Raw genomic sequence first — 25,760 nt, 5'->3', positions numbered from 1 at the left:
AGCACTATCCTTGTTGAAATAGTCATGATTAAGATACGGAGATTCATATGACACAATTGCAGTATGCCTATCTTGCCAGCTTTGCTGTTTCATCTGCTTTTTTGAATTGGTTACTTGAGGGACAAGCGCCTTGGGTGAGGCTGCTTTGCTTAATCTTGTGGTCTTCTACCATGGGGTTTGCTTGTTTGTACCATAGTTTAAAGCGGTCAATAAAATCAAAAGACTCGAAATAAATGCTATTAAATACAAAAAGCCAGCTTGCGCTGGCTTCTTATCTTATGCGGTTAATGATTAACGATTAAGCCGCTTTGGTGTCTGTGGTTTTGGTTTCGGTACTGTCATCGCTATGGCGAATTAAGTAATCAAATGCACCCAGTGAGGCATTGGCACCGCTACCCATGGCGATAATGATTTGCTTGTAAGGTGAGTTAGTCACGTCACCTGCGGCAAATACGCCTGGGATAGAGGTTTGGCCGCGCTCATCGACGATGATTTCGCCGCGAGGAGTCAAATCCACTGTGCCTTTTAACCATTCGGCATTGGGCACTAAACCGATCTGTACGAAGATCCCTGCCAGCGCGATATGGTGGCTTTCACCTGTTGCACGGTCGGTGTAGTTTAGGCCATTCACCCGAGTACCATCGCCTGTCACTTCTGTGGTCATCGCCTGAGTAATGATTTTGATGTTACCCATAGAGGCCGCTTTACGTTGCAGTACATCGTCAGCGCGCAGTTTGCTGTCGAACTCGAGTACTGTGACATGCTCAACGATGTTGGCTAAGTCGATGGCCGCTTCGATACCTGAGTTACCGCCACCGATAACCGCTACACGTTTGCCTTTAAATAATGGGCCGTCACAGTGTGGGCAGTAGGCTACGCCTTTACCGCGGTATTCTTTCTCGCCGGGGACGTTCATTTCGCGCCAGCGGGCACCGGTTGCCAGTAGTATGGTACGGCTGCGCAGTTTCGCGCCGCTTGCTAACTCGAGCTCGAATAAACCATCGCTCGCCAGTTTAACGGCTTTTTGGTTATCCATGATATCGACTTCGTAGTCACGCACATGGGCTTCAAGGTTTGCCACCAGTTTTGGACCTTCAGTCGCTTTAACCGAAATAAAGTTTTCGATACCAACAGTTTCGGCGACTTGGCCACCGAATTTATCGGCCACCACTCCAGTACGTAGACCTTTACGGGCGGCATAAATCGCTGCCGCAGCGCCAGCAGGGCCGCCGCCAACGACTAAGACTTCGTATGGGGCTTTTTGGCTGAGTTCTTCCGCTTTACGGCTGGCTGCGCCAGTATCGAGTTTATTTAAGATCTCACCGATGCTGATACGACCCGCGGCAAACACTTCGCCGTTTAAGTACACAGACGGTACGGCCATGATGTTGCGGCTGGCGACTTCATCCTGGAACAGGGCGCCGTCGATCATCACGTTGGTAATGTTCGGGTTGATCGCGGCCATCATATTCAGCGCCTGAATCACATCAGGGCAGTTTTGGCAGGTGAGTGACACATAGGTTTCAAACTCATATTTGCCGGGCAGATTACGGATCTGCTCGATGATGTCATCGCTGAGTTTGATTGGGTGTCCACCCGTGTGCAGCAGGGCTAGCACGAGTGAGGTAAATTCGTGACCCATAGGCAGACCAGCAAAGCTAATCTGAGTATTGAGTTCTGGGTTAACCACTGTCATCGCAGGCGTACGAGAGCCTTGAGCTTCTTTGAGGCTCACTAAAGAGGAAAGGCTAACGATGTCATTGGCTAAGCTTTTTAATTCTTGAGACTTCTTGCTTTCATCTGCTGACACGACAAGTTCAACTGGTCTCTTGAGGTTTTGCAGATAGGTTTGCAGTTGATTTTTTAAATTCGCATCTAACATGATGACTCCAAATCAGCGTAAAAATTGAAAAATATTGAAAAACGCGAGGGGTGCCAATCTGACTCATGCAGGGGGGAGTCAGATTGGCGGGGTTGACCTTTAGGCGAGATTAGATTTTGCCAACGAGGTCTAAAGATGGTGCTAAGGTTTCGTCACCTGGTTGCCATTTAGCTGGGCAAACTTCACCATCGTGAGTCGCAACGTATTGAGCCGCTTGGATCTTACGAACCAGTTCTTGAGCGCTACGGCCGATACCTAAGTCATGGATTTCAGCAACTTTCACTTGGCCTTCTGGGTTGATAACGAAAGTACCACGTAGTGCTAAACCTTCTTCTTCGATCATCACACCGAAGTTACGGCTGATCACACCAGTAGGGTCTGCCAGCATTGGGAAGTTGATCTTCTTAATAGTGTCAGAAGTATCGTGCCATGCTTTGTGAGTGAAGTGAGTGTCAGTAGAAACTGAGTAAACTTCAACGCCCATAGATTGTAACTTAGCGTAGTGATCCGCCATGTCGCCTAATTCAGTTGGGCAAACGAAAGTGAAGTCTGCTGGATAGAAGAATACAACTGACCATTTACCTAACAGATCTTGTTCTGTTACAGGCACGAACTCACCATTGTGGTAAGCAGTGGCTTTGAATGGTTTGATGGTGCTGTTGATAATTGATTGAGTCATTTTATGCTTCCATTTAGTTGATTATGGTGAATTTAGTGACGGGCATTAGCTTGTTCCCCCGTCGATGAGAAGTATATTACTGACCTAACGACGATAAATATAACGGATAAAAACTATCATCCTAATCGATTTTATCGAATTTATTGGGTTTGATATGATGGATTAATCGATTTTTCAGCACTGGCGTGTCTTAGCGGCTAATCGATTGTTTAATTTGGTTATGTAGCGTTAGGGAAGGGTAATAAAAAAGGGATATCGACGATATCCCTTTAAACATAAAAACGGTTGCAACAAGCTACTGAAGTTCTAGGTTCTAGTTTTGCGCCTTAGGCTGGGTTAACCACGTGCTGAGCAGGCGTACGCCATAACCTGTGGCACCAGCGGGCACCACGGCAGTATCGGTGGCAGTTAAGGCATTACCAGCGATATCGAGGTGAGCCCAAGGTTGCTCACCCGCAAAGCGTTTGAGGAACATGGCGGCAGACGATGCTCCCGCGCTGCCTTCTTTACCGGTATTCTTTAAGTCGGCGATGGTGGATTTTAGCTCGTCGTCGTAGGCTTGATCTAACGGCAAGCGCCAGACTTTTTCACCCACCTGTTGACCCGCAAAGGTGAGTTGCTGCACTAGCGGCTCTGAATCGGTAAATAACCCCGCATAAACGGTGCCTAGCGCACTGACTTTTGAGCCTGTAAGGGTGGCAACATCAATGATGACCGATGGGCGGTAGTTTTCACGGGCATACCAGAGACCATCGGCGAGCACTAAACGGCCTTCGGCATCGGTGTTGAGCACTTCAACCGTAAGGCCTTGGGCGGTTTTAATCACATCACCTGGGATCATCGCATGGCCCGACACCATATTTTCAGCCATCGGCATAATGGCGACAAGGTTAACTGGCGCCTTTTGAATCGCCATCGCCTTGACTGTACCGAGTACAGTTGCCGCGCCCGCCATATCGGACTTCATCCGCGCGATGGAGGTGCCTGTTGCTTTAATGTTGTAACCGCCAGAGTCGAAAGTAATACCTTTACCGACGAGGGCGATAGGTGCTTCTTTACTGCCTGGCCAGTGGGCGACAACCAGCTTAGGTGGGCGCTCACTGCCTTTACCTACGGCCGCTAAGGCGCCGAGGTTTAAGCGTTCAATATCTTTGGCTTCGAGTACTGTGACTTTTACGCCGAGGGCTTTGAGTTTACGCGCCTCGTTAGCAAAGCTTTCGGGATACATGTTTCCCGCTGGGGCATTGGTAAGATCGCGCGCTAAAAACACACCCGCTTCGATAGCTTGCAGATTCTTATGATGTTTTTGGTTTTTGCTTAAGTCATCAACGCCGATTTGATAGTTCTTCTCGGCGCGATTGCTGGTTTTAAATTGAGTGTAGCGGTAGCTACGCAGCTCAATGCCGTGGGCGAGCTCTGAACCAAAGAGAGGTGCGTTACTGAGGCCTTGGCTCAGCACGCGTACCGTGGCTTGTGGCACGGTTTCAAGTTTGGCGGCAATGTTGCCACCTAAGGTATTGATTTCACCAGGTGTTAGGGTTTTAGCATCGCCAATCCCAACCAGTAATACTCGTTTTGCGTCGATTTCGCTCGGGACTAAAATCTCTAAAATTTCTCCGCGTTTACCCGAAAAACTATTATCAGCTACCGCAAGATTGAGTTGATCCTGAGTCGACTGGGGCAAAAAATCGAGACTATAGGTTGTTGAATCAGTACTTTGGAACAGTACTAAGGTATCTGAATTAAGTGAATTACGAGTGTCAAAACTAAAGGTTTCGGCGTTAGCATTGAGAGAGTTAAGGCACGCCAGAGCCATAACGCTTAACAAAAATTTATTCTTATTTTTCATGGTGACAACTCATATCTGTGGAGAGTGAGAAGCATAGCAAAGCTGAGTCTTAGGGTTAACTAATTTACGCCATTTGACTGAGATTAATCTTAAATCCAAGGGCCAAAACGTGTTAGTGAACGCTCAAGGGCAAAATCCAATTGCTGTGACAGGCTTTGGGCTTGGCTCTTAAGTGCGCTGGCGCCAAGTGATTGCGGTATTTGGCTAGCAAAAATCACCCAGTTTCCGCCACTGGTGAGGCAGGCATGTACGTGGGCAAAATGGTGCTGCAAATCGGCGAGTAACTCCCGATTTTGGCTATGTTCCTTCCAGCAGTTCAGCACTAAATAGCCATCGGGTTTAATCCGTTGAGTACATTGCTCAAGGAAGGTCGCCGAGAGTTGCCCGGTGTTAACGCCTTTGGCGCTGTAGATATCAGCAAAAATCACATCGACTTTTTTATGCTCGGCCGATGCCATAAAGACGAGGGCATCATCATTGATAACATTCAGCTTTTTACCTATTGGGAGTTGGAAGTAACGCTTGGCCAGTTCGATAACCGTGGGACGAAGCTCTACTGCGGTTAGCTTGATGGCTGCGTCAAATCGGCGCAGCACATGGATAAGTGCACCGCCACCCAGACCCAGTACTATCGCACTTTTGGGTTTACAAAATAACAGAACCAGCATCATGCCCTGTACATAGGTATGCTGTGGAATATGGGGAGCGGTTTTTAGGATTTTGCTTTGTTCATCGTTGTCACCGAAGGAGAGCACGCGCGAATCACCATAGTCGAGCACGCGGATAGGCCCGAATGTATCGTGAGTTTCGTGTAACAAAATTGCGTCGGCCATGGTCATTATTACTCTATTTGCGTTGAGCTGATTTGCGTGCAGGTATAAAAAAGTTAGAATTCAGCTGGTTTCGTTTTTTAAGTGGCTATTATGACAAATCAAATCCTGCTTGCCTGTATTTATCTTGTGGTGTTTATCTTTTTGCAGCGAGCATTAACTCAATGGGTGAAAAAACTCTCATTAATGAAGCAGGTGAGTGCGGCCCGTACTAGCCTTGTGACGCGGTTTATTTCCTATGTGATGTTTTTTATCACTTTGTCGTTAATGGCGGTTTCACTTGGATTAGGTTATCAAGATGTGTCGCTGTTTGTTTCCTCCGCGTTTGCGGTGATGGGTGTCGCCTTAGTCGCTCAATGGTCTATCTTGAGCAACTTAACGGCTGGTGTGCTGATTTTTTTCGTGTTCCCGTATCGGATCGGTGAACGTATTCGGGTGGTGGATAAGGATGAAGATATCAGTGGAGTGATTATTGAAATCGCGCTGTTTCATGTACTTATTCTAAGGGATAATGGCGATACCATCACCTATCCCAACAACTTGATGCTGCAGAAGGCGGTGTTAAAGCTGGCCGATCAGTCACCGCTTGCCGAGCGTCAAGCGTTGCAGGATGGCAAAAAGAAACTCGACCTCGAGTAACCATTCTCCTGTATGTGCGCCATCGCGGTACATTTATTAGCAAACTGTTGTCGGCGCACTCGCAAGCACTTAGTTTTATTATCTTGACGTTAGCTTTCGTTGCTTAATCTGTTTTATATAACAAAATCAGTGTTATTGATTACATTTCCCTCCATTTGTTTACCTTAGATTGTGCCCTGTTGCACGGTTTAGTGCCCACGAATCCGTAGAATCCGCGCTTTTGTTTTTACCTAATGGATCTAATTTAATGAAATCTAAACTTTTAGCTGTGACGATTGGCACGCTACTCGCGACCCAGTTAACCGGTTGTATGGGACAAATGGGTTTAAGCCAAATGGTGACTAAGGGAAATTTAAGTGCGGTGGATAACCGTTATGGTCGTGCAGGCTTGTTTATGCTGTTAAGCCCTGTGTATGGCATCGCGGCGACAGGCGATCTGTTCATCTTTAATACCATTGAGTTTTGGACTGGCAAGAATCCGATTACCGATAAATCACCCGCTGTGGTTGATATGCCAGTTGAGGCGATTTTTAAGATTAATCCACACGTGAGTGATGAGCTTAGATCTGCGCCAGTGAAGCTGACTCAGGCGCAAATTGCCTACCCCGATGAGCATACGGTCACTATGACGTTAGCCTACGAAGACGGTAGCACCCAGTTATTATCGGGCCGTAAAGTTGGCGAAGATGTGGACTTTTTCCTCGATGGTGCTTTTATCACGCGAGTGAGTAACCAAGAACTTGTTGCTTATAGCCAAAGCCGTTTACATGCGCCAGCAACACCTGCTGCTTAAGCTTTTGAATTATCCAACCCATAAAATGGTTTAGATTTATGGGTTGGATAATAACAATATTATCGCAGTACCCTCTGGAAAAACGCCACAGCTTGCTGATACATCTGCAGTGCTAGCGCGGGATCGTAGCGCTCGCCCTCATCACGCATAAAGGCATGCTGAGCATTCACCTCAAGCCAACTGAAGTTGCGGTTTTTAGCCATCAACTGTTGGTGGATCAATACCCGCCCCTCGGGCGATACATGGGGATCTTGCTTACCAAACACTAACACTAATTCCCCTTGAATATCGCCTGTGCGACTCAGCGAGTCATTGCCATAGGCACAGGGTAGGGTATTGGAATGTATGTCGGTGGGATAGAGGCAAAACGCGCCCAAAATCTCGGGATTGAGTGCTGCGCGGTAGGCTAAGTGGCCGCCAATACACACGCCCATACTGCCGACTTTTTCGGTGCAATAACTCTGCTGACGGGCAAAATCGATAAGGGCTTGGGTGTCGCTGTCGTGCTGCTCTAAGGGCTTGGCAAATTTATCGGCATTGCCTTTGTCTTTACCCATATCATCGTAGGCCAGCACTGTGCCTATCGGATTAAGCTCGTGAAATACCTCTGGCACTAACACCACAAAACCATGGCCTGCGAGTATTGTTGCGGTGCGGGCGATGGGCGCGGTTTGCTGAAATATCTCAGAGTAAAAAATGATACAGGGGAATTGCCCGGTGGCATCTGGGCGGTAGAGGTAAGTACGCATTAGCCCTGAAGGCGTGGAGATATCCTGAGTTTCCTGAGTGACTAACATATTGAGATTCTCTCTGTGAGGCTTCAAACGTTGAAGCCTCACTTTAGCAGTCAGGTATTAATCTGTCAGTTAAAACAGTTCATTACCACAGCGCCCGCCCGCGAGCACGGCTTTCACATTGCTCAGCGTTGTGTTGGCGATCGCGCCCAATGCTTCTTCGGTAAGGAAGGCTTGGTGACCGGTAAAAATCACGTTGTGACAGGCGGATAAGCGACGGAAAACATCGTCCTGAATGATTTGGTTCGACTTATCCTCGAAAAACAGTTCTTTTTCGTTTTCATACACATCTAACCCTAAGGAGCCAATTTGGCCGAGCTTTAAGGCTTCCATCGCATCGAAGGCATTGAGCAGACCGCCGCGGCTAGTGTTGATCACCATGACGCCGGGTTTCATCTTGGCAAAACTTTCTTTATTCAGCAGATGGTGGTTATCGGCGGTTAATGGGCAATGCAGGCTGATAATATCGCTGGTGGCGTAAATGGTATCGAGATCTAAATATTCCACATTGAGCGCTTCTACCGCAGGATTTGGGTAGGGGTCAAAGGCAATCACTTTACAGCCAAAACCGAGCAATACCTTAATGGTGGCGACCCCAATCTTACCAGTGCCAATTACACCAACAGTTTTGCCAAACATGTTAAAGCCGACTAACCCCTCGAGTGAAAAGTTAGCATCACGGGTGCGTTGGTAGGCTTTGTGGATTTTGCGGTTTAGGGTCAGCATTAAGGCGACCGTGTGCTCGGCTACGGATTCGGGGGAATAGGCGGGCACGTTGACCACTTGCATACCTAAACGTTTTGCGGCGACTAAATCGACATTGTTAAAGCCTGCACAGCGCATGGCGATGATTTTTGTTCCGCCGTTAGCGAGTTCGACCAACACTTCTTCACAGAGAGAGTCGTTAACAAAGGCGCATACCACCTCAAAACCTTCGGCAAGCTTTACCGTTTGCATGCAGAGACGATAATCGAAATACTCAATTTGCGCACCAAATGCGGCATTAGTACGGTTAAAATGCTGCATGTCATAATGTTTTGCGCTAAAAAATCCAATTCTCATTTCAATCACCTAAGGGTTACATTGTTACTGGCACTGAGTGTATGTGACTCGGCGACATTTGTCCTCTGGTGATGAATTTACCCCGTAAAAAGAGTGAGCTTAGTCATCAATTGCTCAAAAAAGCATAAAAAAAGCGAGCCCCTGACGGCTCGCTTGTGTCGATAAGCTTGAGTGTTCAAGCTTGGCTCTCATGGTCGTGCTATGTGAGCCTAAGGTTAGTCCATTAACCTAGAAAGGATTGATATTAGTGATCTTTCGCGAATTTAGCGGCTGATGCACCTGCGATACGGCCATAGGTCACGATATCAGAGATAGCGTTACCACCTAAGCGGTTAGCACCATGCACACCACCAGTGACTTCGCCCGCAGCGTATAAACCTTCAATAGGTTTACCAGTTTTTTCACTCTTCACTTCGGCTTTAGTATCAATCACGATACCGCCCATTGTGTGGTGAACCGCTGGCGCGATTTCTAAGGCATAGAAAGGTGCGACAACTAACTCACGTGGTAAATCAGGACGTTCGAATTGAGTGTCTTTACCTGATTTCACGAAACCATTATAAGCAGTCACTGTTTTTGCCAGTTCAGCTGCTGGTATATCGAGTTGTTTCGCTAACTCTTCGATGGTTTTACCTTCTTTAACGATGTTCAAGTGAACATAACCTTCGATGGCTTTCAAGCTCTTACGGATAGAGTCATCGAATACGAGGTAAGCACTTTCACCTTTTTGTTTCAGGATCGCAGCAGATGCTTTGTCACGGGTAGTGATTTCGTTCATGAAACGGTCACCATCACGGTTAACCACGATCGCACCGTTACCACGTACGGCTTCGGTGATCATCACACCGCCGGCTGGTGAGTAAGTTGGGTGAGCTTGGATATATTCTAAGTCACGTGTTGCTGCGCCAGCTTGCAGAGCGACGTCTAAGCCGTCACCGGTAGCACCTGGGTGGTTAGTTGCTTTAAAGCCTTTTAATTTAGGATCGTACTTAGCAACGCGGTCGTTGTTTTTCGCGAAACCACCAGCAGCAATAACTACCGCATCGGCTTTGATCACATAGTAACCAGTGTATTCACCTTTCACTAGAACGCCGGTCACTTTACCGCTCGCATCCTCAAGGATACGTACAACACGGCTGTTTAAACGAATATCAGTACCACGTTTAACGGCGTTGTCCCACAGTACTTGTGCAACGTGAGCACCAACACCTGCACCACCGGTTGGGCGGTGGCTACGGTTAACGCTTGCGCCACCCATACGGCCTACGTCAGTCATGTCGGCACCCATAGAGGTTAACCAATCAATAGAGTCTGAAGAGTTGTTGGCCAGGACTTTCACTAATTCAGGATCGTTAATGTTACGACCACCTTTCATGGTGTCGTCGATCATGATTTGTTTCTTATCTTGGATACCTAACTTAGCTTGTGGCTTAGTTTCTGCGGCGTTCATACCACCAGCAGCCAGTTTAGTGTTACCACCTGGGATAGGTTCTTTTTCTAACAGGATCACTTTTGCGCCAGCATCACGGGCTGAAACGGCGGCAGCAAGACCTGCACCACCAGAGCCGATAACGACAACGTCAGTTGTTTCTTTCACGCCTGCGGCAATGGCTTTATCTTGAGCTGCTTTGTCTGCATCAACAGGAACAAACTTACGTTCCCACTTGCCGCCAAATGGCATATCAAAGCCGAAGCTATGGCAAGCATCACAGTAGGTTACTGATTTTTCGTGGCCTTTGTGGCAGCTGGTACAAGCGATTTCACCGATTAAGTGAGATTTGTGCGGAGAAACTTTATCTTTTGGCGCTGCAGCAGCCAGTTCTTTTAGATCACCGTGGCAGCTAACACATTGGCCATTTTCATGAGTCAGGTTGTCGTTGGTTACGCCACCTTTGTCTGATACGTGGCAGCTATCACAGCCACCCATTTCACCGTGAAAATCGGCTAGTACTTCTGGTGCAGCATAGGCTGTGCCAGCCATTGCACCAGAGATCAGCATGGCTAGTGCTGTTTTTTGAATCTTTCTTGTGAACATAATTGTTCCTCCGCCGTACATTTCATCTACTTAATAAGGGTTATTCATCATGGCGTGATATTTATATTTTACGTGGCTCACGCGCTTTTAGAGTATTCTCCACGAACAAAGTTACCACTATCTAAAGAGGTATATGCGTACTTAGGTCACATAACGATTGTTACAGTGAGAATTACATAATTGAAATGTGCAATATGGCTGAAAATATTACTGAAATTGAAGTTAATCACTTAGAGAATACGGTATAACTTGCGTGAGTTAACATATTTTGGTGGGCTTAATTATAATTTAATAATTGTTTTTTAGCGTGGGTATAGTCAGTTTTTTGTTGTTATAGATTTGATTTTAATGGTTTATTTTTGATTTTGCTCTTGGTCATGAATGTGCGAGAATTTATAATGTGAGTATTCTATAAATAATTAAATTCCACCAGTGTTTTTTGAATAAATATATTATATTTTTCCAAAATGTTATTTAAGTGGTGTTGAGGGGTTAAATTTATGCCTAGGCAGCAGATTTCTGAAAAACGTTTTTGGGTACAGCGACTTAGTAAAACAGCCTTAAGGGCTTTACATATATTAGGCATTGCAGGTGCGGGTGGCGGGATATTATTAAACATTGATAAATCCCTTTGGTTAAATTATTGGTATCTCGCCATGAGCACCGGCAGCATATTAATGTTGTGGGAAATTATTCGGGATTGGCGTTGGTTAATTCAACTTAAGGGTGTGTTAACCCTTGGAAAATTAGGTTTGCTTTGTCTGTTTATCCCCCTTGCCAATTACAAGCCAGAGTTGTTTATCTTGGTGTTATTTTTATCTGTGATAGTCTCTCATGGCCCGTCTGGACTCAGACACTATTCGATAGTGCATCGCAAACAGATAGACACTAAAAAAGAGATAAAGGGATGACACACGCTACACTCTGCACAGCTTCGAGCTTAATTACCCAGTTTCAATGGCCCGAGCTTGCAGGGCTTAAGGTATTGGATTTAGCCTGTGGTTCTGGGCGAAATGGATTGTGGTTTCTGAATCAAGGCTGTGAAGTGACCTTTATCGACCAGGATTTGAGTACATTGGCCAAGCTAACACACGACAAAGCACATCAATGGCAGTGGAATTTAGAAGATGGCAGCGCCCCTCTGTTACCCCAAGACACTTTTGATATAGTGCTAGTCTTTAATTACTTACATCGGCCACTGTTTCCGCAAATTGCCGCTAGCCTTAAGCTCGGGGGACTCATTGTCTATGAGACCTTTACGTGGCAACAGGCGGAAATTGGCCGCCCTCGCAATCCCGATTTTTTACTCAAAGAACACGAACTACAATCCGTATTTGCTAACTGGCGACCTTTGAATTACTTTGAAGGGCGGTTAAGCGATGCTGTTACGGGTATTGAAAGTGCTAAGGCGCAGTTGATCGCGCGAAAACCGCTCCAGTGATCCCATTTGGGGTCAACTGCCACCATAAGTATTAAATAAGTGTAAGAGGCCAAGGATGTTTCCGTATCCAGAGCAGTATCGTGTTGCCATGCCACCTATAACCACGGCGCTAATGGTGGCTTGGGCCCTGTTAAGCCACAGCTTGTTAGCCGATGCTAGCCCTTTTGCCTTGTATCCACTGTTTACCTTGTTTCCAGCTGTTATTGGGCTGCATTTATATTTGATTTGGCTTGCCAAAGGGATGAGTCGACTCGACCAATGTTTTTATGCCTTAGTGCATATTCCTCTGGCCTTTGTTGTGTGGACTTTCACTATTATGCATGTGAATGGTAATGCCTTTTCTTAGGGCTGAACCGGGCAGAGCCTCAGGTTAGCCCGTTCAAATGGCTTAACTTCATTCGAATACCTTAAATAAAAAAGCGCCCCGATGTTCGGGGCGCTTTTTATCAATCTCTTGCGGGTGGGTTAGGCCGTAGTGTTGATATTGTGGCCGGTATTTCCCACGGGTTGAGGTGTGGCTGCGTTAATTAAATCAACGGCAATTTGACCTTCCGCCTTTTGCTGCTCTTTGGCTAACTGCGCCACTTTAACGCCAACGGCACCATTTTCTAAGTTAGGCGTGATAGCTTGGGTGTTCAGTGAAATAGACATAACTAACCTCAATTGTAAGCTGAGTCTTTGTATCGGCAAGCTCAGGTTTTACTTTAGTCCTTTATCCTAAGTTTGCCAATCCAAAACCCTGTTATTGCTTATACCGCTTTATTCGCTTTTGCCGTGAGTAACTTACGACTAAGTACTATGATGGCGGTTAAGCCCAATGAACCTAGAATTAATCCCAGTGCCAGCCCAACACTCTGTAGCGCAGTGGGATCAATCACTAGCGCAACCCCCATACCAAACATCATCACACCCGACATCAGCTTGAGTGCTTGGCCTTCTTTTTCGGTCAGTTTACGTTTGCCTAAGGTCGCACTAAATACAATCACAATAATTGCCAGCGGGATCACATAGACAATGTTGTATAAAACCAGATACATATAGCGCTCAATCTCAGGCAGGTTATGCATGGATAGTACGCTGGTATAGATCATTGGGAAGCCTGCGGTGCAGAGCAGTTCGTAGGCATTGGCTAAAATCGCCAGTACAGTCGATCCCAGAATTAAGGCGCCTAAACTACTGGAATTAGAGAGTTTCCCCATGCGTTTGATCAGGCTCGTACGGTTTTCAGCTGACATTGAGAGGGTGACTTCTCCTTTAGTAAAGAAGTAGTCTTTTACGTTAATGGTGCCTGCGATCAAGGCTAAGACCCCGGCCGCTAAGATGATCATTCCACCATCACTACCTGCTCCTAGCAGTTTGAAGATATTCAGCCATGCCGTCATAAACAGGAAATAAATAAAGCCAGAGAAGAACACGAAGATACCGCCGACTAACAGCATACGGCTACGGCTCTTCGCATTAACCATAATCGACAGTAAAAACAGCAATACGAAGAAGGCGCAAGGGTTAAAGGCATCGACGCCAGCAAGTACTAACGTTAGCAGCGGGAGTGACATCGTCTCGGGAGTGACCACTCCGACAAGTGGTAATTCAACGGGTTGTACTTCAGCTTGGTCGGTACTTGCCAAGCTAGTTGCATCGCAGGTGCCTTCACCTGAATCGGTTCCGCAAGTGCCAAACAGAGGTTCACTATTGGTCGGTGCAGTTGACGCAGCTCCCTTTGTTGGCATATCCGCTTCGCTTAGCTGACCACCTAAGGATAAGTAACAATTCTTCAAACGATTAACGAGGAACTCGCCAGTAACCGCTTCGCTGGAATAACCGATAATGGCTTTTTCGCAGCTCGCCATATAAGGAACTGAGCGGGCTTCTGTGGCAGTTTTGGCGGCAATATTTTGCCAAATATCCTGTACGCCAGGTGCAGAAACCATATGGGATTCAAGTTCTATCCACGGATATTTTTGCGGTAGTGAATCAATAAAAGGGTGAGCTTGTGCGCAGTGTGGACAGGTTTTCGACCAAAAAAAGTAGAGTTTAATCTTAAGCTCACCTTGGGCGTTGACGTAATGCCACGTTTGATCGGAAGTATTTGGGGTGTCGGCCCAACTAGGTGCACTGAGCATTGCTAATGCGAGAGAGCATAGCAGAGCGAATTGGGTTAAGTATTTAGTCATAGTGCCTCCACAATTGTGGACAAGATGTGTTTTAAATGGATTTCTGACTATTACTCTACTGAATTCAATCCTTTTGATTAAATTAAGCATTAAGAAATGTTAGTTAACTCGCGATTAACTGGTTTTTGGGAAGTGAGGCAGGTTTACTGTTGGGGAAATAAGCTGCGAATAACTGAAAAGCACCCCAAGCTGCTTTTCAGTCTATGGTTAAGCGCTTAGTTTAATGCTATGCCATTAACACTCAGTTTTACATCGATATTATTACGTGTAGCGTTAGAATATGGACACACTTGATGGGCATGTTGTACTAAGGCTTCGGCTTCAGCTTGCGGCAGGTCAAGATTGACTTCTAGGGCGACAGTTAAGGCAAAACCTCCCGCATCATTGGCACCAATGCCAACCACAGCACTGACAGGCGCTTCAGTAATGGCCACTTTGCCGATTTTGGCAACGTGCAAAACCGCATTAGAGAAACAAGCCGCATAACCTGCTGCAAACAGTTGCTCAGGGTTCGTTGCTAATCCACTTCCGCCCATTGCCTTTGGATAGGCGAGTGCTACATCGAGTAACCCATCATCGGTACTGACTTGGCCTTGACGACCTGCTCTGGCGGTTGCTCGGGTTTCATACAATGTTTTCATGTTTAGATCCTCAGTGTTTAAATGGTTAATTTAAGTTGTGCGCAATTTAATTGTGGTAAACTATAGTTCGATCTTTAGTGTGAATGCAAGTATATTGTGCGCAATATATTTAAGTTTTTTGGAATGACTATGCCAAGCTATGAGTTAACTTCAATGGAAAAGGCGTTAGAAATGTCTGAAACCACCAATACAGACAATGTGTTATGCCTAGAGAATCAAGTTTGTTTTTCTCTATACAGTGCAGCAAATGCCATGGTGCGAGCTTATCGTCCTATGCTTGATAAGCTAGATTTAACCTATCCCCAATATTTGGTCATGCTAGTGTTGTGGCAGGAGCAGGGGATTAGCGTGAAGACCTTAGGAGATAAATTGTTCCTCGATTCGGGTACATTGACGCCGTTACTTAAACGTTTAGAGTCAAAGGGATTAGTGAGTCGCGGTCGTAGCGAACAGGATGAAAGGGTTCGGGTGCTCAGTTTGACTTCTGCTGGTCAGGCGTTAAAGCAACAGGCCAGTGAGATCCCGCATTTAATGCGCTGTAAAATTGGGGCTGAGATTGATGATCTTAAAGCGCTAAAAGCCATGTGTGATAAAGCATTGGCACAGTTGCACAGTGTAGATTAGGTATCTCTATTCGAAAGAATTGGGATACGTTAGCCAGAAGCACGTCAGGATGGATAAAACCTCTATGAGTTCATTCGATATTGCTATTATCGGTGGTGGCATCAGCGGTGTCGGCATTGCCCAATATGCCGCAGCGGCAGGGTATTCAACTTTACTTATTGAAAAAGGTGAGATTGGCGGCCAAACCTCAGCCAATTCCAGTAAGCTTATCCACGGTGGCCTACGTTACCTTGAGAGTGGGCAAGTTAATCTCGTGCGTAAGTCACTGCTTGAGCGGCGAAATTTACTGGATCTGGCGCCTAGCTTAGTCAAACCTGTTCCTTTCTACATTCCCGTCTATCAGGACAGTCAACGCAATCCGTTGACGATACGTGCTGGGCTGAGTTTATATGCATTGTTGAGTGAATTTGATCCGCTTGGGCGTTTTGTCTCTATTCCCGCAGTGCATTGGCATCGTTTTAACGGGCTTAAACTCACGGGGTTAAAAGCGGTATTCCAATACTGGGATGCACAAACCGACGATAAATTACTCACTCAAGCAGTGGCGCGCAGCGCTCAAGCACTTGGCGCGCAGATCTATGCCGAGGCAGAGTTTTTGCAGCTCAATCATTTACGGGAGCATATTGAGCTTAGCTTTCGCCATTGCGGCCAAGTACAACAAATTGATGCCAAGCTCGTGATAAACGCCGCTGGCCCTTGGGTTAATCAGGTATTAGCTAACGTTGAGCCGCCTCTTGCGGGTGTTGAAATCGATTGGGTGCAGGGAGCGCATTTATTGCTCGACTTGCCTGCACCAGAGGGGATTTTATATTTAGAATCCTGCTTCGATAAGCGGGTGATTTTTGTGATGCCTTGGTATGGACAAATGCTCATTGGCACCACTGAAACAGTGCTGACATCCATCGATACCCCTCCCCAAGTAACGGAATCTGAAACTCATTACCTCTTAGGTATTTATCGTCATTACTTTCCACTTTCCCCATCGATTGAGGAGCTTAAGGCTAAGATAGTGCAAACCTATTGTGGCGTGCGAGTGCTACCTAAACAGGCTAGTTCCGCTTTTGAGCGGCCTCGGGATACCTTAATGCAAACCTCAGTTTCGCATCCAAGGCTGCTGAGTTTATATGGTGGCAAACTCACGACCTTTAGAAGCACTTCTGCTGAAGTAATTGAATGGATTGAACAAAAGTTAGGGAAACGTCCACCAATCGCCGATGTAGACAGCCTCAGATTAACTTAATTCTGTCTAACATTGGGTGTGATGCTGTGGTTGAAGATGATCTTTTTGCATAAAAACGCTAAAGTGTGGCGCTTTTTAACTGAGGCCGTTACGGTATTTGTTATGCTTCAGTTGTTATCTCAATTTCACTCGCCATCTCAATAGATAAGATAGACGGGAACTGCTGTGGGTACGATGCTGTGAGTACATTAGTGCAATGTGGGTATTTTGAACAAGGCCAATGCCAATCCTGTCGTCATATTAAGCTCCCTATGTCGATGCAATTAGCGGCGAAAACCCAAGAATTACAGCAATTGTTAGCCCCATTTGTTGAGCATACTAATACCCAATTTTTGCCGCCCGTAGTGGGTGAGAACCAAGGTTTTCGTAACAAGGCGAAAATGGTGGTGCTGGGCGCGGCTCATGCGCCTGTACTGGGGATTGTCAGTCCAAGCGGTGAGGCGGTGAGTCTCTGTGACTGCTTGCTGTATCCTGCTGATATGCAAGCGTTGCTCCACCGTCTGGAGCGTTTTGTGCAGCAAGCGGGTATCCCGCCGTATCGTATCGATAAAGCCAAGGGCGAGCTTAAGTTTATTCTACTGACGCGCAGCCAAGTGCGCGGCGAATATATGCTGCGTTTTGTGCTGCGCTCATCCGATGCCATTGCCCGTATTGAACGGGAATTACCCGCGTTGCTGGCTGAATATCCACAAATCAGCGTCGTATCGGTAAATATTCAGCCCATTCATATGGCGATCCTTGAAGGGGATGAGGAAATTTTCTTAACTGAAAATACTCGTCTTGAAGAGCGCTTTAACGATGTGCCTTTGTTTATTCGCCCAAAAAGCTTTTTTCAAACGAATCCACAGGTTGCTGCAAAGCTGTATCAAACCGCCCGTGAGTGGGTTGGTGAATTTGCACCAAAGTCCCTGTGGGATTTATTTTGTGGTGTGGGCGGTTTTGGCTTGCACTGCGCCTCCAAAGATATCCCTTTAACTGGGATTGAAATCGAAGCCGAGGCGATTGCGTGCGCTAAGATGTCGGCGCAAATGATGGGGCTGGATAACGTGCAGTTTATGGCCCTCGACTCTACCGATTTTGCCAAGGGTGATGCGGCGCAAACAAAGCCCGATTTGATTATTGTCAATCCGCCGCGTCGTGGGATTGGTGAGTCCCTGTGTCACGCCTTAAGTGAATTTGCCCCTAGGGCGATTTTGTATTCCAGTTGTAATCCCAAAACCCTTGCTAAAGATCTCGCCCATATTCGTGGCTATCGATTAACTAAGGTGCAGTTGTTCGATCTCTTTCCCCATTCGGATCATTTCGAAGTCTTAGCCATGTTGGTAAAAGATTAAGCGATCTAAATGAATGATCTCCTGAGCAGTAGATCGCTATAGTTTAGAGGTTGATAAAAAGGAATTTTGTTCATTTTACCTTTGGTTGAGTATTTTTGTGTCTTGCTGATTTAGCTTTCATTAAACTGTCTTTTTAGTGACATAATCTTGTTCACTTTATGCGTCGAAGGGCAAAGTTTATGCTACAGATATTCTTACGTTTTTTTTCTCTTGGTCTGATGAGCTTTGGTGGCCCAGCGGCGCATATTGGTTATTTTCGCCAGACCTTTGTCAACGAACTCGCCTGGCTTGATGATAAACGTTATGCCAGTTTTGTAGCCTTAAGCCAATTTATGCCGGGGCCGGGATCGAGTCAGGTGGGGTTTGCTATTGGTTATCATCGTGGTGGGCTTTTAGGGGCGATAGCCGCCTTTGCTGGATTTACCTTGCCTTCCTTCGTGCTGATGTATTTGTTGGCGGTGACGACTGCCGCTTGGTTAGGTAACGAGTACATGCAAGGCATTGTGCATGGCTTAAAACTGCTGGCCGTCGTGGTTGTCGCAGATGCGGTATTGGCGATGTTTAAGCAATTTTGTCAACGGCAAACGGCGCGTTTACTCATGCTCGGTAGTGCCGCTGCGATACTCATTCTGCCTTTCTTATGGACACAAATCACCTTACTGTTGCTTGCTGCCATTTTAGGTATGTCATTCCTGAGTGCGACTGAGAGCGAGTCCAGTAAAAATGAACCGATTAGGTTAAATTACCTGAGCTTAGGATTATTCGTTGTCTTATTTGTGGCGAGTTTTTTTGCCTTAAATCTGGGGATTGAAGCAGGGATTTTTGGTGAGTTTTTTCGTGTCGGGAGTTTAGTCTTTGGTGGCGGCCATGTGGTGCTGCCACTGCTTGAAACCGCTGTGGGTGATACAATGAGCGGCGATCGTTTTCTCACCGGATACGCCTTTGCCCAAGCCGTGCCTGGGCCTATGTTTACCTTTGCCACCTTCCTTGGCGCTGAGATGATGCTAGACAATCCCTTTGTCGGTGCGGTCATCGCAACTGTAGCAATATTCTTACCGGGATTTTTATTGATGCTGGTGGGCTTAAAAAGTTGGCATGCGATTGCCGCAAGGCCCAAGATTGCCGGCATGCTCTCGGGCATAAATGCCTGTGTGGTGGGATTATTGGCGGCTGCGCTGTATCAACCTGTATTTACCCAAGGGGTGTTATCTGCGGTGGATATGGCTGTTGTCTTGCTTGGTTTTGGTGCATTAAAACTCTTTAAACCGCAGATGTTGTTACTGGTCTTAGGTTTTAGCCTATGTGGCATAGGACTGATATTATTAGCTTAAAATCAGTTGAGTATAATTTTTATCCTCTATAGAAAATTTTGTTAACCCAAGCGCTAAGTGGATGCACCTTTTTGGCTATACTTCGACCATATAAAAAATATAAATTACATCACTCTGGAGTAAGCAAGCATGTCGAATTTAAGCCTGCGTAATAAATTACTGCTGTTATCTTTGTTTCCCCTCATCTTGACCTTATTAGTGTTAATGACCGTTTCCTACTATGTCGAACAGGAATCTCTCGCGGAAGAGGTTGTGACCTTTAGAACAAAATTAGTGGGCGAACGTAAACAACAAATTAAAGAAGCGACCGAAATTGCCGCGGGAATTGTGCAATACCAATTGTCCTTAAAGGAGCAAGGTAATGTGAATCAAGCATTGCGAGATATTCGTTTTGGCAGTGCGGGTTACTTCTTTATGTATGATTCTCAAGGTAAAAATATATTCCATGCCTTAATGCCTAATTTAGAAGGGCAAAACAAAATCGATATGACCGACCCGCGCGGCACCAAAATTATTGTTGGTTTGCTGGATGCTGCTAAACGGGGTGATGGTAACTTTTCTTACTATTATCAGAAGCCTAATACCAATGAGCAAATTGAGAAGATAAGCTACGTGATGATGGTTCCCGGTACTGACTGGATGTTAGGAACTGGCGCTTATATTGATGATATTGAAGCCGTAGTTGAAGATTATCGACAAACTGTGACTGAACAGATGGCTGAGAAATCGTTTATGATCCTCCTCATCGCCATTGTGTTAACGGGGATTACGGCGTTTATCATTATGGTCGCCGCCCATCGAATGGTCGTGCCGATCAAAAATATGGCTGATAATCTTAATGATATCGCTCAAGGTGAAGGGGATTTAACTAAGCGCTTAATGGTTAAAGGTGAAGACGAGATTGCTCAATTAGGTCGAGCTTTTAACTTGTTTGTCGATAAGCTACAAACCATTATCGGTGATGTGGCGAATGCGACCGCCAAAGTCAAAACGGCTGCCAATGCGATTCATGACCAAACGAAAGTGATGTCACACCAACTGCTCAGTCACAACAATGAGACTGACCAAGTCGTTACCGCGATTACTGAAATGTCATCTACCGCGAGTGAAGTCGCGCAAAACACCACCCAAGTGGCCGAAGCTACTCAAGCGGCGACAGGTGATGTGGCTAACGCTCAGCGCTGTGTCGATGCATCATTAGAAGAAATTGCTGGATTGATGGCGCAAATCAATAATGCCGCGGGCAGTATCAAATCGTTGAGTGAACAATCGCAGAAGATTAACAGCGTATTGTCGGTGATTGGTGGCATTGCCGAGCAAACCAATTTGCTCGCTCTTAACGCAGCCATTGAAGCTGCCCGAGCCGGTGAACAGGGACGGGGTTTTGCCGTAGTAGCCGATGAGGTACGTAACTTAGCCAGCCGAACTCAGGCAAGCACCTTAGAAATTAATGAAATGCTATCAGAACTGCATAAGCTGGTCTCGCAGGCGGTGAAAACCATGGACGAGAGTCAGCAGAGTTGTGTGCGCTCGGTTGAATCTTCCCGTGCTATTTCTGAAAGCTTAGGTTCGGTTACCTCGGCGGTAACGGCGATTAACGATATGAGTACCCAAATTGCCACCGCGGCTACCGAGCAAAGCTCTGTGACCGAGGAAATCAACCGTAACGTTTATGCTATCCAAGAAATTGTGAATGAGCTGCTACATTCCAGTGAAGATGCGGCAAGGGTGAGTCAGACTGTGTCGCAGGAAGGGACCAATCTTGGCAAGTTAGTTGGGCAGTTTAAAATTTAATACTGATTTATTATTGAGTTATAAAATAAAACGGGAGATAACATCTCCCGTTTTTTATATCCATTTATTGAGTCGTATCCCCAAATATCTGTTTAGGCTGGTTCGATAACCCGCTTAGTCACCTTTTCAACTCTTACTGCGCAAACCTTATATTCAGGGATATAAGCCACGGGATCTAAGGCATTGATGGTGAGTTTGTTCGCTGCGGCTTCGACAAAATGGAACGGCAAGAACAGTACACCGGCTTGGGCGCGTTTAGTCACAAAGGCATCGATTTCAATCTCTCCGCGGCGGGTGATAAGGCTAATTCTGTCGCCATTATTTATCCCGAGTTGCTCGGCATCATAGACTGAAATCATCACTTTAGGTGCGCCGAGTAAATCCAGTCCCGGTGTTTTACGGGTGAGTGTACCTGTGTGGAATTGTTCCAAGAGCCGCCCCGTCGATAGCGTCAGTGGATACTCGTTGCAGGGCATTTCGGCGGGAAGACGATAACTGACGGGCGTAAATAAGCCTAAACCGCGGGTGAATTGACTCTGGTGCATAATCGGTGTCCCCGGATGATTTTCATCCGGACAGGGCCATTGAATACCCTGAGGCACTTTACCCTCTGCACTTGTGGTTAATCTCTCCCAACGAATACCGCGATACTGGGGTGTTAATACATTGATTTCAGCCCAAATAGCCTCTTCATCTTTGTAATCCCAGTTTGCGCCCATGGCATTAGCGAGCGCTTGTACGATCTGCCAATCGGATAAGGCTTCCCCCGGTGAGGCAAGCGCTTGCTCGAGTCGTTGTACCCGACGTTCGGTATTGGTAAAGTGACCGCGTTTTTCTACGAATGCGGCGGCGGGCAAGACCACATGGGCAAGCTCGGCCGTCTCGGTTAAAAAGATATCCTGCACTACCAGAAACTCAATTTGACTCAGTGCATTAAGCACATGAGCTTGATCGGGATCGCTCAGCACTGGATTTTCACCCATCACATATAAGGCTTTGATTTTGCCCTTGGCAATGTCGTGCATCATGTGGGTTGCCGTGACGCCAATTTCCCCCGATAACGGCGTTTGCCAGTGGTTTTCGAAGCGCATTCTGGCATGAATATCCGTGACCTTTTGATAGCCTGTGAAGTAGTTGGGTAATGCACCCATATCACAAGCCCCTTGCACATTACTCTGGCCGCGTAGCGGATTGATACCCGCCCCTGATACTCCGATATTGCCGCAGAGTAGTTGCAGGTTAGAAATGGCGGTGACGTTATCGTGGCCTGTCGTATGCTGAGTGATGCCCATGGCGTAGTAAACTGCCGTTTTTTGTGCAGTGCCTATGGTACGCGCGATGCGGGCGATATTCTCAGCCTTAACGCCTGTGATTAGTGCCGCGTTTTCAAGGGAATAGTCCTCCTTGGCAAGCTCGGCATACAGTGCCTCAATGCCTTCGGTACGCTCGGCAATATAGTCTTTATCCTGCCAATTATTGCGAATAATCTCCGCCATAATGGCGTTTAATAGCATCACATCCGTGCCCGGTCTGTGGGCAACATAGAGTTCGGCCTTTTCTGCTATGCCTACGCGTTTAGGATCGGCCACGATTAATCGTGCGCCGTGCTGCATTACCGCCTGCTGGATTTTTGAGGCAATAATCGGGTGGGCGCAGGTGGTGTCTGAACCGATGATAAAGATAACATCCGAGTCCTTAATACTTGGAATATCATTGGTCATCGCGCCACTACCAATACTCTGTTGTAAGCCCGTTACCGTCGATGAGTGGCATAGGCGGGCGCAGTGATCGATATTATTGGTACCAAGAACGCTGCGGACAAACTTTTGCAGCACAAAGTTATCTTCGTTAGTCGCTTTGGCAGAGGCGAGACTAGCGATCGCATTGCTGCCATCTTGCTGTTTTATCTCGGTTAAGCGTTTCGCCACATAAGCGATGGCTTCGGGCCAACTACAAGGTTGTAGTTCGCCATTTTTACGTATTAATGGTGTCGTGAGGCGTTTGTCGCTGTGAATAAAATCGAAACCAAAACGCCCTTTAACACATAACATGCCTTGGTTAACAACCGAGTCTTTATTGCCTTCGATATGGCGAATGCGATTGGTGTTAGGGTCAATTTTAAGATCCAGACGACAGCCTACACCGCAGTAAGTACAAATCGTCGAGGCGGTTTTAAGTGCTGTTTTATCGCCTTGGCGTTTGTCCCGCGCATCGACCAGTGCGCCAGTGGGACACACCTGCACGCAGTTGCCACATTGTACACAGCGACTATCGGCCATGCTCGCGCTAAAGCCAACTCTCGGCGCGCGGCGCACGAGGCTTTGACTGATTTCCTGTGGCAGCGCCTGATAGGAATCTTCGGTAAATTGGATGGCGCAGTGGCCGCTCTGCTGCTGGCACACATCAACGCATTTGCCGCAGCTAATGCAACGGTTAGCATCGAATTGAATAAAGGGTGAACTCTTATCTACGCTGAAATGCCGTGCATTTTCAGTGGATAAGCTTTTGCTCTCAACACCGTAATCCGTAGCGTAATCCCTTAGTTTACAGTCGGTATTGGCCTGGCAGGCGCACTCAAGGCAACGCGCCGCCTCTTGCATAGCGGCATCTGTGGGAAAGCCCAATTCGACTTCACTGTAATTCAGCAGCCGTTGTAGTGCTGTTAATTCGGGCATTTTCAAGCGGGGCTGACGTGGCGTATGGGGATAAAGCGTTGGTGCGGCTTCTGATGTTGTTTTTGCTTGCTTAAGGGCGCTCGGAATGGTTTTTACCGAGTTAAAATCGTGGGCATGTAAATCACAGCTAAGGCCAATTTGAAGCATTTTATCAATGGCTTTTGCCGCTTTCCGGCCATCACCAATGGCGGCAACCGCGGTGGCTGGGCCGCGGCGGGCATCGCCCATCACAAACAGTTTTTCCACACCCGATGACATGGTTTGCTCACAACCAATGAGGGTGTTCCAGCGACTGAGTGCCAGCTCGCCATGGCTGAGTTGCCCCATGGGATCTTGCATAAAGCTCAGGTCTGGTGCCTGCGAGACGGCGGCGATAACAGTGTCGAAGGCTTCGGTAAAGGTTTCCCCAGTGTCCACGGGGGCGCGTCTGCCTGAAGCATCAGCTTCGCCGAGCGCCATTTTGCTGAAGGTAACCGACTGTACATGTCCATTGGCATCACTATGATTTTCAATGGGATTGGTTAAGAAGTGGAATTTTACTCCTTCAACTTCGGCCTCGTGTACTTCGTAGGCTTCGGCGGGCATTTCGGCGCGGGTACGGCGGTAGATTAAGGTAACATCGCAGCCTTCACGTACCGCTGTACGAGCACAATCGATGGCGGTATTGCCGCCGCCGATGACTGCGACTTTTTTACCCAACTTCAGTTGCTTATCGAGGCAATGAGCCTTAAGAAAATCTACTCCAAGATAACAGCCCGCCAGCTCCGAGCCTTTATAATTCATTGGCACCGCTTTTTGGGCGCCGATCGCAAGGCACACCGCATCGAAGTCGGTGACCAACTGGGCTAAGTGAACCTCATGGCCGAGTCGAGTCTGGGTATGAATGATTAAACCATTACGACTCAGCAGCTCGATTTCTTTATCGAGAATCGCCTTGGGTAAACGGTATTCGGGAATACCGTAGCGCAGCCAACCGCCCGCCTTGGGCATGGCTTCAAATATCTCGACATTATGCCCTTGATTCGAAAGATAATAACCCGCACTTAAGCCCGCAGGGCCTGCGCCTATAATGGCAATTTTCTTACCCGTGTCTGCGAGGCGTGGCGGTTGATAGCTATTGCCGTGCTCGTCATCGGCTAAATCTAAATCGGCAGCGTGGCGCTTAAGTTGGCGGATGGCAATAGGGTCGTCGACGAGGCCGCGGCGGCATTCGGTTTCGCAAAACGCGGGGCAGACACGGCCAATCGACAGCGGCAGTGGCAGAGTGTCTTTAATGACTTTAATCGCTTGGGTGTGGTCACCTTGGGCAATGTGGTAGAGATAGCTTTGTACATCGACCCCCGCAGGGCAGGCCTGTTGGCAGGGCGCTTCACAATCGGCAAAGTGATCACTCAAGATGGTGTTCAGTGCCGCTTGGCGCTGTTTGGTTAAAAACGCCGATTGGGTGATGACCTTCATGCCTGTTTGGGCTGGGGTTTCACAGGCTTTAACGCAGCGCAGACTGGCATCGCTATTTTCGATTTGCACCAGACAGAGGTTACAGTCCTGCTTTTCGGCATGGGCTTGCGTGTCCAATTGCCGTGAGGCGTCAGTGGGATCGCACAGGCTGGGAATAGCAATACCCGCCTTACGGGCTGCGTGTAATAGGTTATCGCTCGGCTCGGCCGAGACTATCTGATTATCGATTCGAAGTTCTATCATCCCATGGCCTTTTATATTTGTAGGGTGCTTGCTGCATGGCAGGCTTAAGGTGGATTTGAGTATAACTAGAGCGCTTTAGAAGACGCTTATGGTCGAGGGAAGTTTGATGCTAAATTGCTGCTGTCATCACAAACAGGCGTCAGACTGTGCGCTGATGAAAGTTTATTGGTGGAATACTGTGATTATCTCAGCATTTTATATGTGTTTTATCTGTATCTTGTTTAATCCTATGCAGTTTTTAG

Annotated in this window: 21 protein-coding genes; 10 read left to right on the top strand and 11 right to left on the bottom strand. The window is 47.0% G+C overall.

Annotated features, from left to right (window positions below; genetic code table 11):
* Window positions 1-298: 298 nt before the first annotated feature.
* From ahpF to FJD32_RS18335, 4 genes are all read right to left on the bottom strand, one after another.
* The gene (gene ahpF / locus FJD32_RS18350) at window positions 299-1,882 is read right to left on the bottom strand and encodes an alkyl hydroperoxide reductase subunit F (RefSeq protein ID WP_088586063.1); all 1,584 of its coding nucleotides are present in this window, start codon (window positions 1,880-1,882) and stop codon (window positions 299-301) included.
* 109 nt (window positions 1,883-1,991) lie between these two features.
* Window positions 1,992-2,561, bottom strand: a complete 570-nt coding sequence (ahpC, locus tag FJD32_RS18345; RefSeq protein WP_011621596.1) for an alkyl hydroperoxide reductase subunit C — start codon at window positions 2,559-2,561, stop codon at window positions 1,992-1,994.
* 313 nt (window positions 2,562-2,874) lie between these two features.
* Window positions 2,875-4,410: a leucyl aminopeptidase gene (locus tag FJD32_RS18340; protein WP_088586062.1), complete on the bottom strand. Its 1,536-nt coding sequence runs from the start codon at window positions 4,408-4,410 to the stop codon at window positions 2,875-2,877.
* Between the two features lie 89 nt (window positions 4,411-4,499).
* On the bottom strand, window positions 4,500-5,243 hold the full coding sequence (locus tag FJD32_RS18335) for a fused MFS/spermidine synthase (protein ID WP_050991411.1): 744 nt from the start codon (window positions 5,241-5,243) through the stop codon (window positions 4,500-4,502).
* Between the two features lie 90 nt (window positions 5,244-5,333).
* On the opposite strand from FJD32_RS18335, the gene FJD32_RS18330 reads away from it, so the two are divergent.
* Together FJD32_RS18330 and FJD32_RS18325 are read left to right on the top strand one after the other, a co-directional pair.
* Entirely contained in the window at window positions 5,334-5,879 is a 546-nt protein-coding gene (locus FJD32_RS18330) for a mechanosensitive ion channel family protein (RefSeq protein WP_037414676.1), read from the top strand.
* 247 nt (window positions 5,880-6,126) lie between these two features.
* Complete coding sequence (locus FJD32_RS18325; RefSeq protein WP_037414674.1) at window positions 6,127-6,672, top strand: DUF3332 domain-containing protein; 546 nt, start codon at window positions 6,127-6,129, stop codon at window positions 6,670-6,672.
* Between the two features lie 59 nt (window positions 6,673-6,731).
* On the opposite strand, the gene FJD32_RS18320 is transcribed toward FJD32_RS18325, so the two are convergent.
* The 3 genes from FJD32_RS18320 to fccA all read right to left on the bottom strand — a co-directional run bounded on the left by FJD32_RS18320 (window position 6,732) and on the right by fccA (window position 10,563).
* Window positions 6,732-7,469 (bottom strand): dienelactone hydrolase family protein, encoded by a 738-nt coding sequence (locus tag FJD32_RS18320; RefSeq protein ID WP_069453423.1) that lies wholly within the window; start codon window positions 7,467-7,469, stop codon window positions 6,732-6,734.
* Between the two features lie 69 nt (window positions 7,470-7,538).
* A complete protein-coding gene (gene ldhA, locus FJD32_RS18315) occupies window positions 7,539-8,528 on the bottom strand; it encodes a lactate dehydrogenase LdhA (RefSeq protein ID WP_055647423.1) in 990 nt (329 codons plus the stop codon).
* 244 nt (window positions 8,529-8,772) lie between these two features.
* Window positions 8,773-10,563, bottom strand: a complete 1,791-nt coding sequence (fccA, locus tag FJD32_RS18310) for a fumarate reductase flavoprotein subunit FccA (RefSeq protein ID WP_037414671.1) — start codon at window positions 10,561-10,563, stop codon at window positions 8,773-8,775.
* 500 nt (window positions 10,564-11,063) lie between these two features.
* Here fccA and FJD32_RS18305 point away from each other — a divergent pair, with 500 nt between their 5' ends.
* From FJD32_RS18305 to FJD32_RS18295, 3 genes are read left to right on the top strand one after another with little or no spacing between them, the layout of a single operon-like run.
* Window positions 11,064-11,474 carry a hypothetical protein gene (locus tag FJD32_RS18305; RefSeq protein WP_037428760.1) on the top strand — a complete coding sequence of 137 codons (411 nt, stop codon included), beginning with the start codon at window positions 11,064-11,066 and terminating at the stop codon, window positions 11,472-11,474.
* Window positions 11,471-12,004, top strand: coding sequence for a methyltransferase domain-containing protein (locus tag FJD32_RS18300; RefSeq protein WP_088586061.1), 534 nt, complete (start codon window positions 11,471-11,473; stop codon window positions 12,002-12,004). The genes FJD32_RS18305 and FJD32_RS18300 overlap by 4 nt, the downstream gene beginning before the upstream one ends.
* Before the next feature lie 55 nt (window positions 12,005-12,059).
* On the top strand, window positions 12,060-12,350 hold the full coding sequence (locus tag FJD32_RS18295) for a hypothetical protein (protein WP_037414668.1): 291 nt from the start codon (window positions 12,060-12,062) through the stop codon (window positions 12,348-12,350).
* A gap of 119 nt (window positions 12,351-12,469) precedes the next feature.
* Here FJD32_RS18295 and FJD32_RS18290 read toward each other — a convergent pair whose 3' ends face one another.
* From FJD32_RS18290 to FJD32_RS18280, 3 genes are all read right to left on the bottom strand, one after another.
* Window positions 12,470-12,655 (bottom strand): hypothetical protein, encoded by a 186-nt coding sequence (locus tag FJD32_RS18290; protein WP_011621607.1) that lies wholly within the window; start codon window positions 12,653-12,655, stop codon window positions 12,470-12,472.
* Between the two features lie 98 nt (window positions 12,656-12,753).
* Entirely contained in the window at window positions 12,754-14,178 is a 1,425-nt protein-coding gene (locus FJD32_RS18285) for a cytochrome C biosynthesis protein (RefSeq protein WP_088586060.1), read from the bottom strand.
* Window positions 14,179-14,393: 215 nt separating this feature from the next.
* The gene (locus FJD32_RS18280; protein ID WP_047538267.1) at window positions 14,394-14,819 is read right to left on the bottom strand and encodes an organic hydroperoxide resistance protein; all 426 of its coding nucleotides are present in this window, start codon (window positions 14,817-14,819) and stop codon (window positions 14,394-14,396) included.
* A 129-nt stretch (window positions 14,820-14,948) separates the two neighbouring features.
* On the opposite strand from FJD32_RS18280, the gene ohrR reads away from it, so the two are divergent.
* The 5 genes from ohrR to FJD32_RS18255 all read left to right on the top strand — a co-directional run bounded on the left by ohrR (window position 14,949) and on the right by FJD32_RS18255 (window position 21,142).
* The gene (gene ohrR / locus FJD32_RS18275) at window positions 14,949-15,443 is read left to right on the top strand and encodes a hydroperoxide resistance transcriptional regulator OhrR (protein WP_088586059.1); all 495 of its coding nucleotides are present in this window, start codon (window positions 14,949-14,951) and stop codon (window positions 15,441-15,443) included.
* Between the two features lie 64 nt (window positions 15,444-15,507).
* Window positions 15,508-16,683, top strand: a complete 1,176-nt coding sequence (locus FJD32_RS18270; protein WP_088586058.1) for an FAD-dependent oxidoreductase — start codon at window positions 15,508-15,510, stop codon at window positions 16,681-16,683.
* Window positions 16,684-16,862: 179 nt separating this feature from the next.
* Window positions 16,863-18,017, top strand: a complete 1,155-nt coding sequence (gene rlmC / locus FJD32_RS18265; RefSeq protein WP_088586057.1) for a 23S rRNA (uracil(747)-C(5))-methyltransferase RlmC — start codon at window positions 16,863-16,865, stop codon at window positions 18,015-18,017.
* Between the two features lie 179 nt (window positions 18,018-18,196).
* Window positions 18,197-19,348 carry a chromate efflux transporter gene (chrA, locus tag FJD32_RS18260; RefSeq protein WP_109277515.1) on the top strand — a complete coding sequence of 384 codons (1,152 nt, stop codon included), beginning with the start codon at window positions 18,197-18,199 and terminating at the stop codon, window positions 19,346-19,348.
* A gap of 129 nt (window positions 19,349-19,477) precedes the next feature.
* Entirely contained in the window at window positions 19,478-21,142 is a 1,665-nt protein-coding gene (locus FJD32_RS18255; RefSeq protein ID WP_055647429.1) for a methyl-accepting chemotaxis protein, read from the top strand.
* A gap of 92 nt (window positions 21,143-21,234) precedes the next feature.
* Here FJD32_RS18255 and fdhF read toward each other — a convergent pair whose 3' ends face one another.
* Window positions 21,235-25,518 carry a formate dehydrogenase subunit alpha gene (gene fdhF / locus FJD32_RS18250; RefSeq protein ID WP_088586055.1) on the bottom strand — a complete coding sequence of 1,428 codons (4,284 nt, stop codon included), beginning with the start codon at window positions 25,516-25,518 and terminating at the stop codon, window positions 21,235-21,237.
* Window positions 25,519-25,760: the final 242 nt, after the last annotated feature.

Source organism: Shewanella sp. LC6 (assembly GCF_006385735.2).
Taxonomy (GTDB): Bacteria; Pseudomonadota; Gammaproteobacteria; order Enterobacterales; family Shewanellaceae; genus Shewanella; species Shewanella xiamenensis.
This window is presented reverse-complemented; position numbering and strand designations above follow the sequence as displayed.

Bases quoted from the DNA above. Each gene is read 5' to 3' on its own strand.
- FJD32_RS18255 (WP_055647429.1), top strand. From the start codon at position 19,478: ATGTCGAATTTAAGCCTGCGTAATAAATTACTGCTGTTATCTTTGTTT.
- FJD32_RS18305 (WP_037428760.1), top strand. From the start codon at position 11,064: ATGCCTAGGCAGCAGATTTCTGAAAAACGTTTTTGGGTACAGCGACTT.
- FJD32_RS18335 (WP_050991411.1), bottom strand. From the start codon at position 5,243: ATGGCCGACGCAATTTTGTTACACGAAACTCACGATACATTCGGGCCT.
- FJD32_RS18280 (WP_047538267.1), bottom strand. From the start codon at position 14,819: ATGAAAACATTGTATGAAACCCGAGCAACCGCCAGAGCAGGTCGTCAA.
- ohrR (WP_088586059.1), top strand. From the start codon at position 14,949: ATGCCAAGCTATGAGTTAACTTCAATGGAAAAGGCGTTAGAAATGTCT.
- FJD32_RS18325 (WP_037414674.1), top strand. From the start codon at position 6,127: ATGAAATCTAAACTTTTAGCTGTGACGATTGGCACGCTACTCGCGACC.
- fccA (WP_037414671.1), bottom strand. From the start codon at position 10,563: ATGTTCACAAGAAAGATTCAAAAAACAGCACTAGCCATGCTGATCTCT.
- FJD32_RS18290 (WP_011621607.1), bottom strand. From the start codon at position 12,655: ATGTCTATTTCACTGAACACCCAAGCTATCACGCCTAACTTAGAAAAT.
- FJD32_RS18320 (WP_069453423.1), bottom strand. From the start codon at position 7,469: ATGTTAGTCACTCAGGAAACTCAGGATATCTCCACGCCTTCAGGGCTA.
- ahpC (WP_011621596.1), bottom strand. From the start codon at position 2,561: ATGACTCAATCAATTATCAACAGCACCATCAAACCATTCAAAGCCACT.
- FJD32_RS18300 (WP_088586061.1), top strand. From the start codon at position 11,471: ATGACACACGCTACACTCTGCACAGCTTCGAGCTTAATTACCCAGTTT.
- FJD32_RS18340 (WP_088586062.1), bottom strand. From the start codon at position 4,410: ATGAAAAATAAGAATAAATTTTTGTTAAGCGTTATGGCTCTGGCGTGC.
- fdhF (WP_088586055.1), bottom strand. From the start codon at position 25,518: ATGATAGAACTTCGAATCGATAATCAGATAGTCTCGGCCGAGCCGAGC.
- chrA (WP_109277515.1), top strand. From the start codon at position 18,197: ATGCTACAGATATTCTTACGTTTTTTTTCTCTTGGTCTGATGAGCTTT.
- ldhA (WP_055647423.1), bottom strand. From the start codon at position 8,528: ATGAGAATTGGATTTTTTAGCGCAAAACATTATGACATGCAGCATTTT.
- ahpF (WP_088586063.1), bottom strand. From the start codon at position 1,882: ATGTTAGATGCGAATTTAAAAAATCAACTGCAAACCTATCTGCAAAAC.
- FJD32_RS18270 (WP_088586058.1), top strand. From the start codon at position 15,508: ATGAGTTCATTCGATATTGCTATTATCGGTGGTGGCATCAGCGGTGTC.
- FJD32_RS18295 (WP_037414668.1), top strand. From the start codon at position 12,060: ATGTTTCCGTATCCAGAGCAGTATCGTGTTGCCATGCCACCTATAACC.
- FJD32_RS18285 (WP_088586060.1), bottom strand. From the start codon at position 14,178: ATGACTAAATACTTAACCCAATTCGCTCTGCTATGCTCTCTCGCATTA.
- FJD32_RS18330 (WP_037414676.1), top strand. From the start codon at position 5,334: ATGACAAATCAAATCCTGCTTGCCTGTATTTATCTTGTGGTGTTTATC.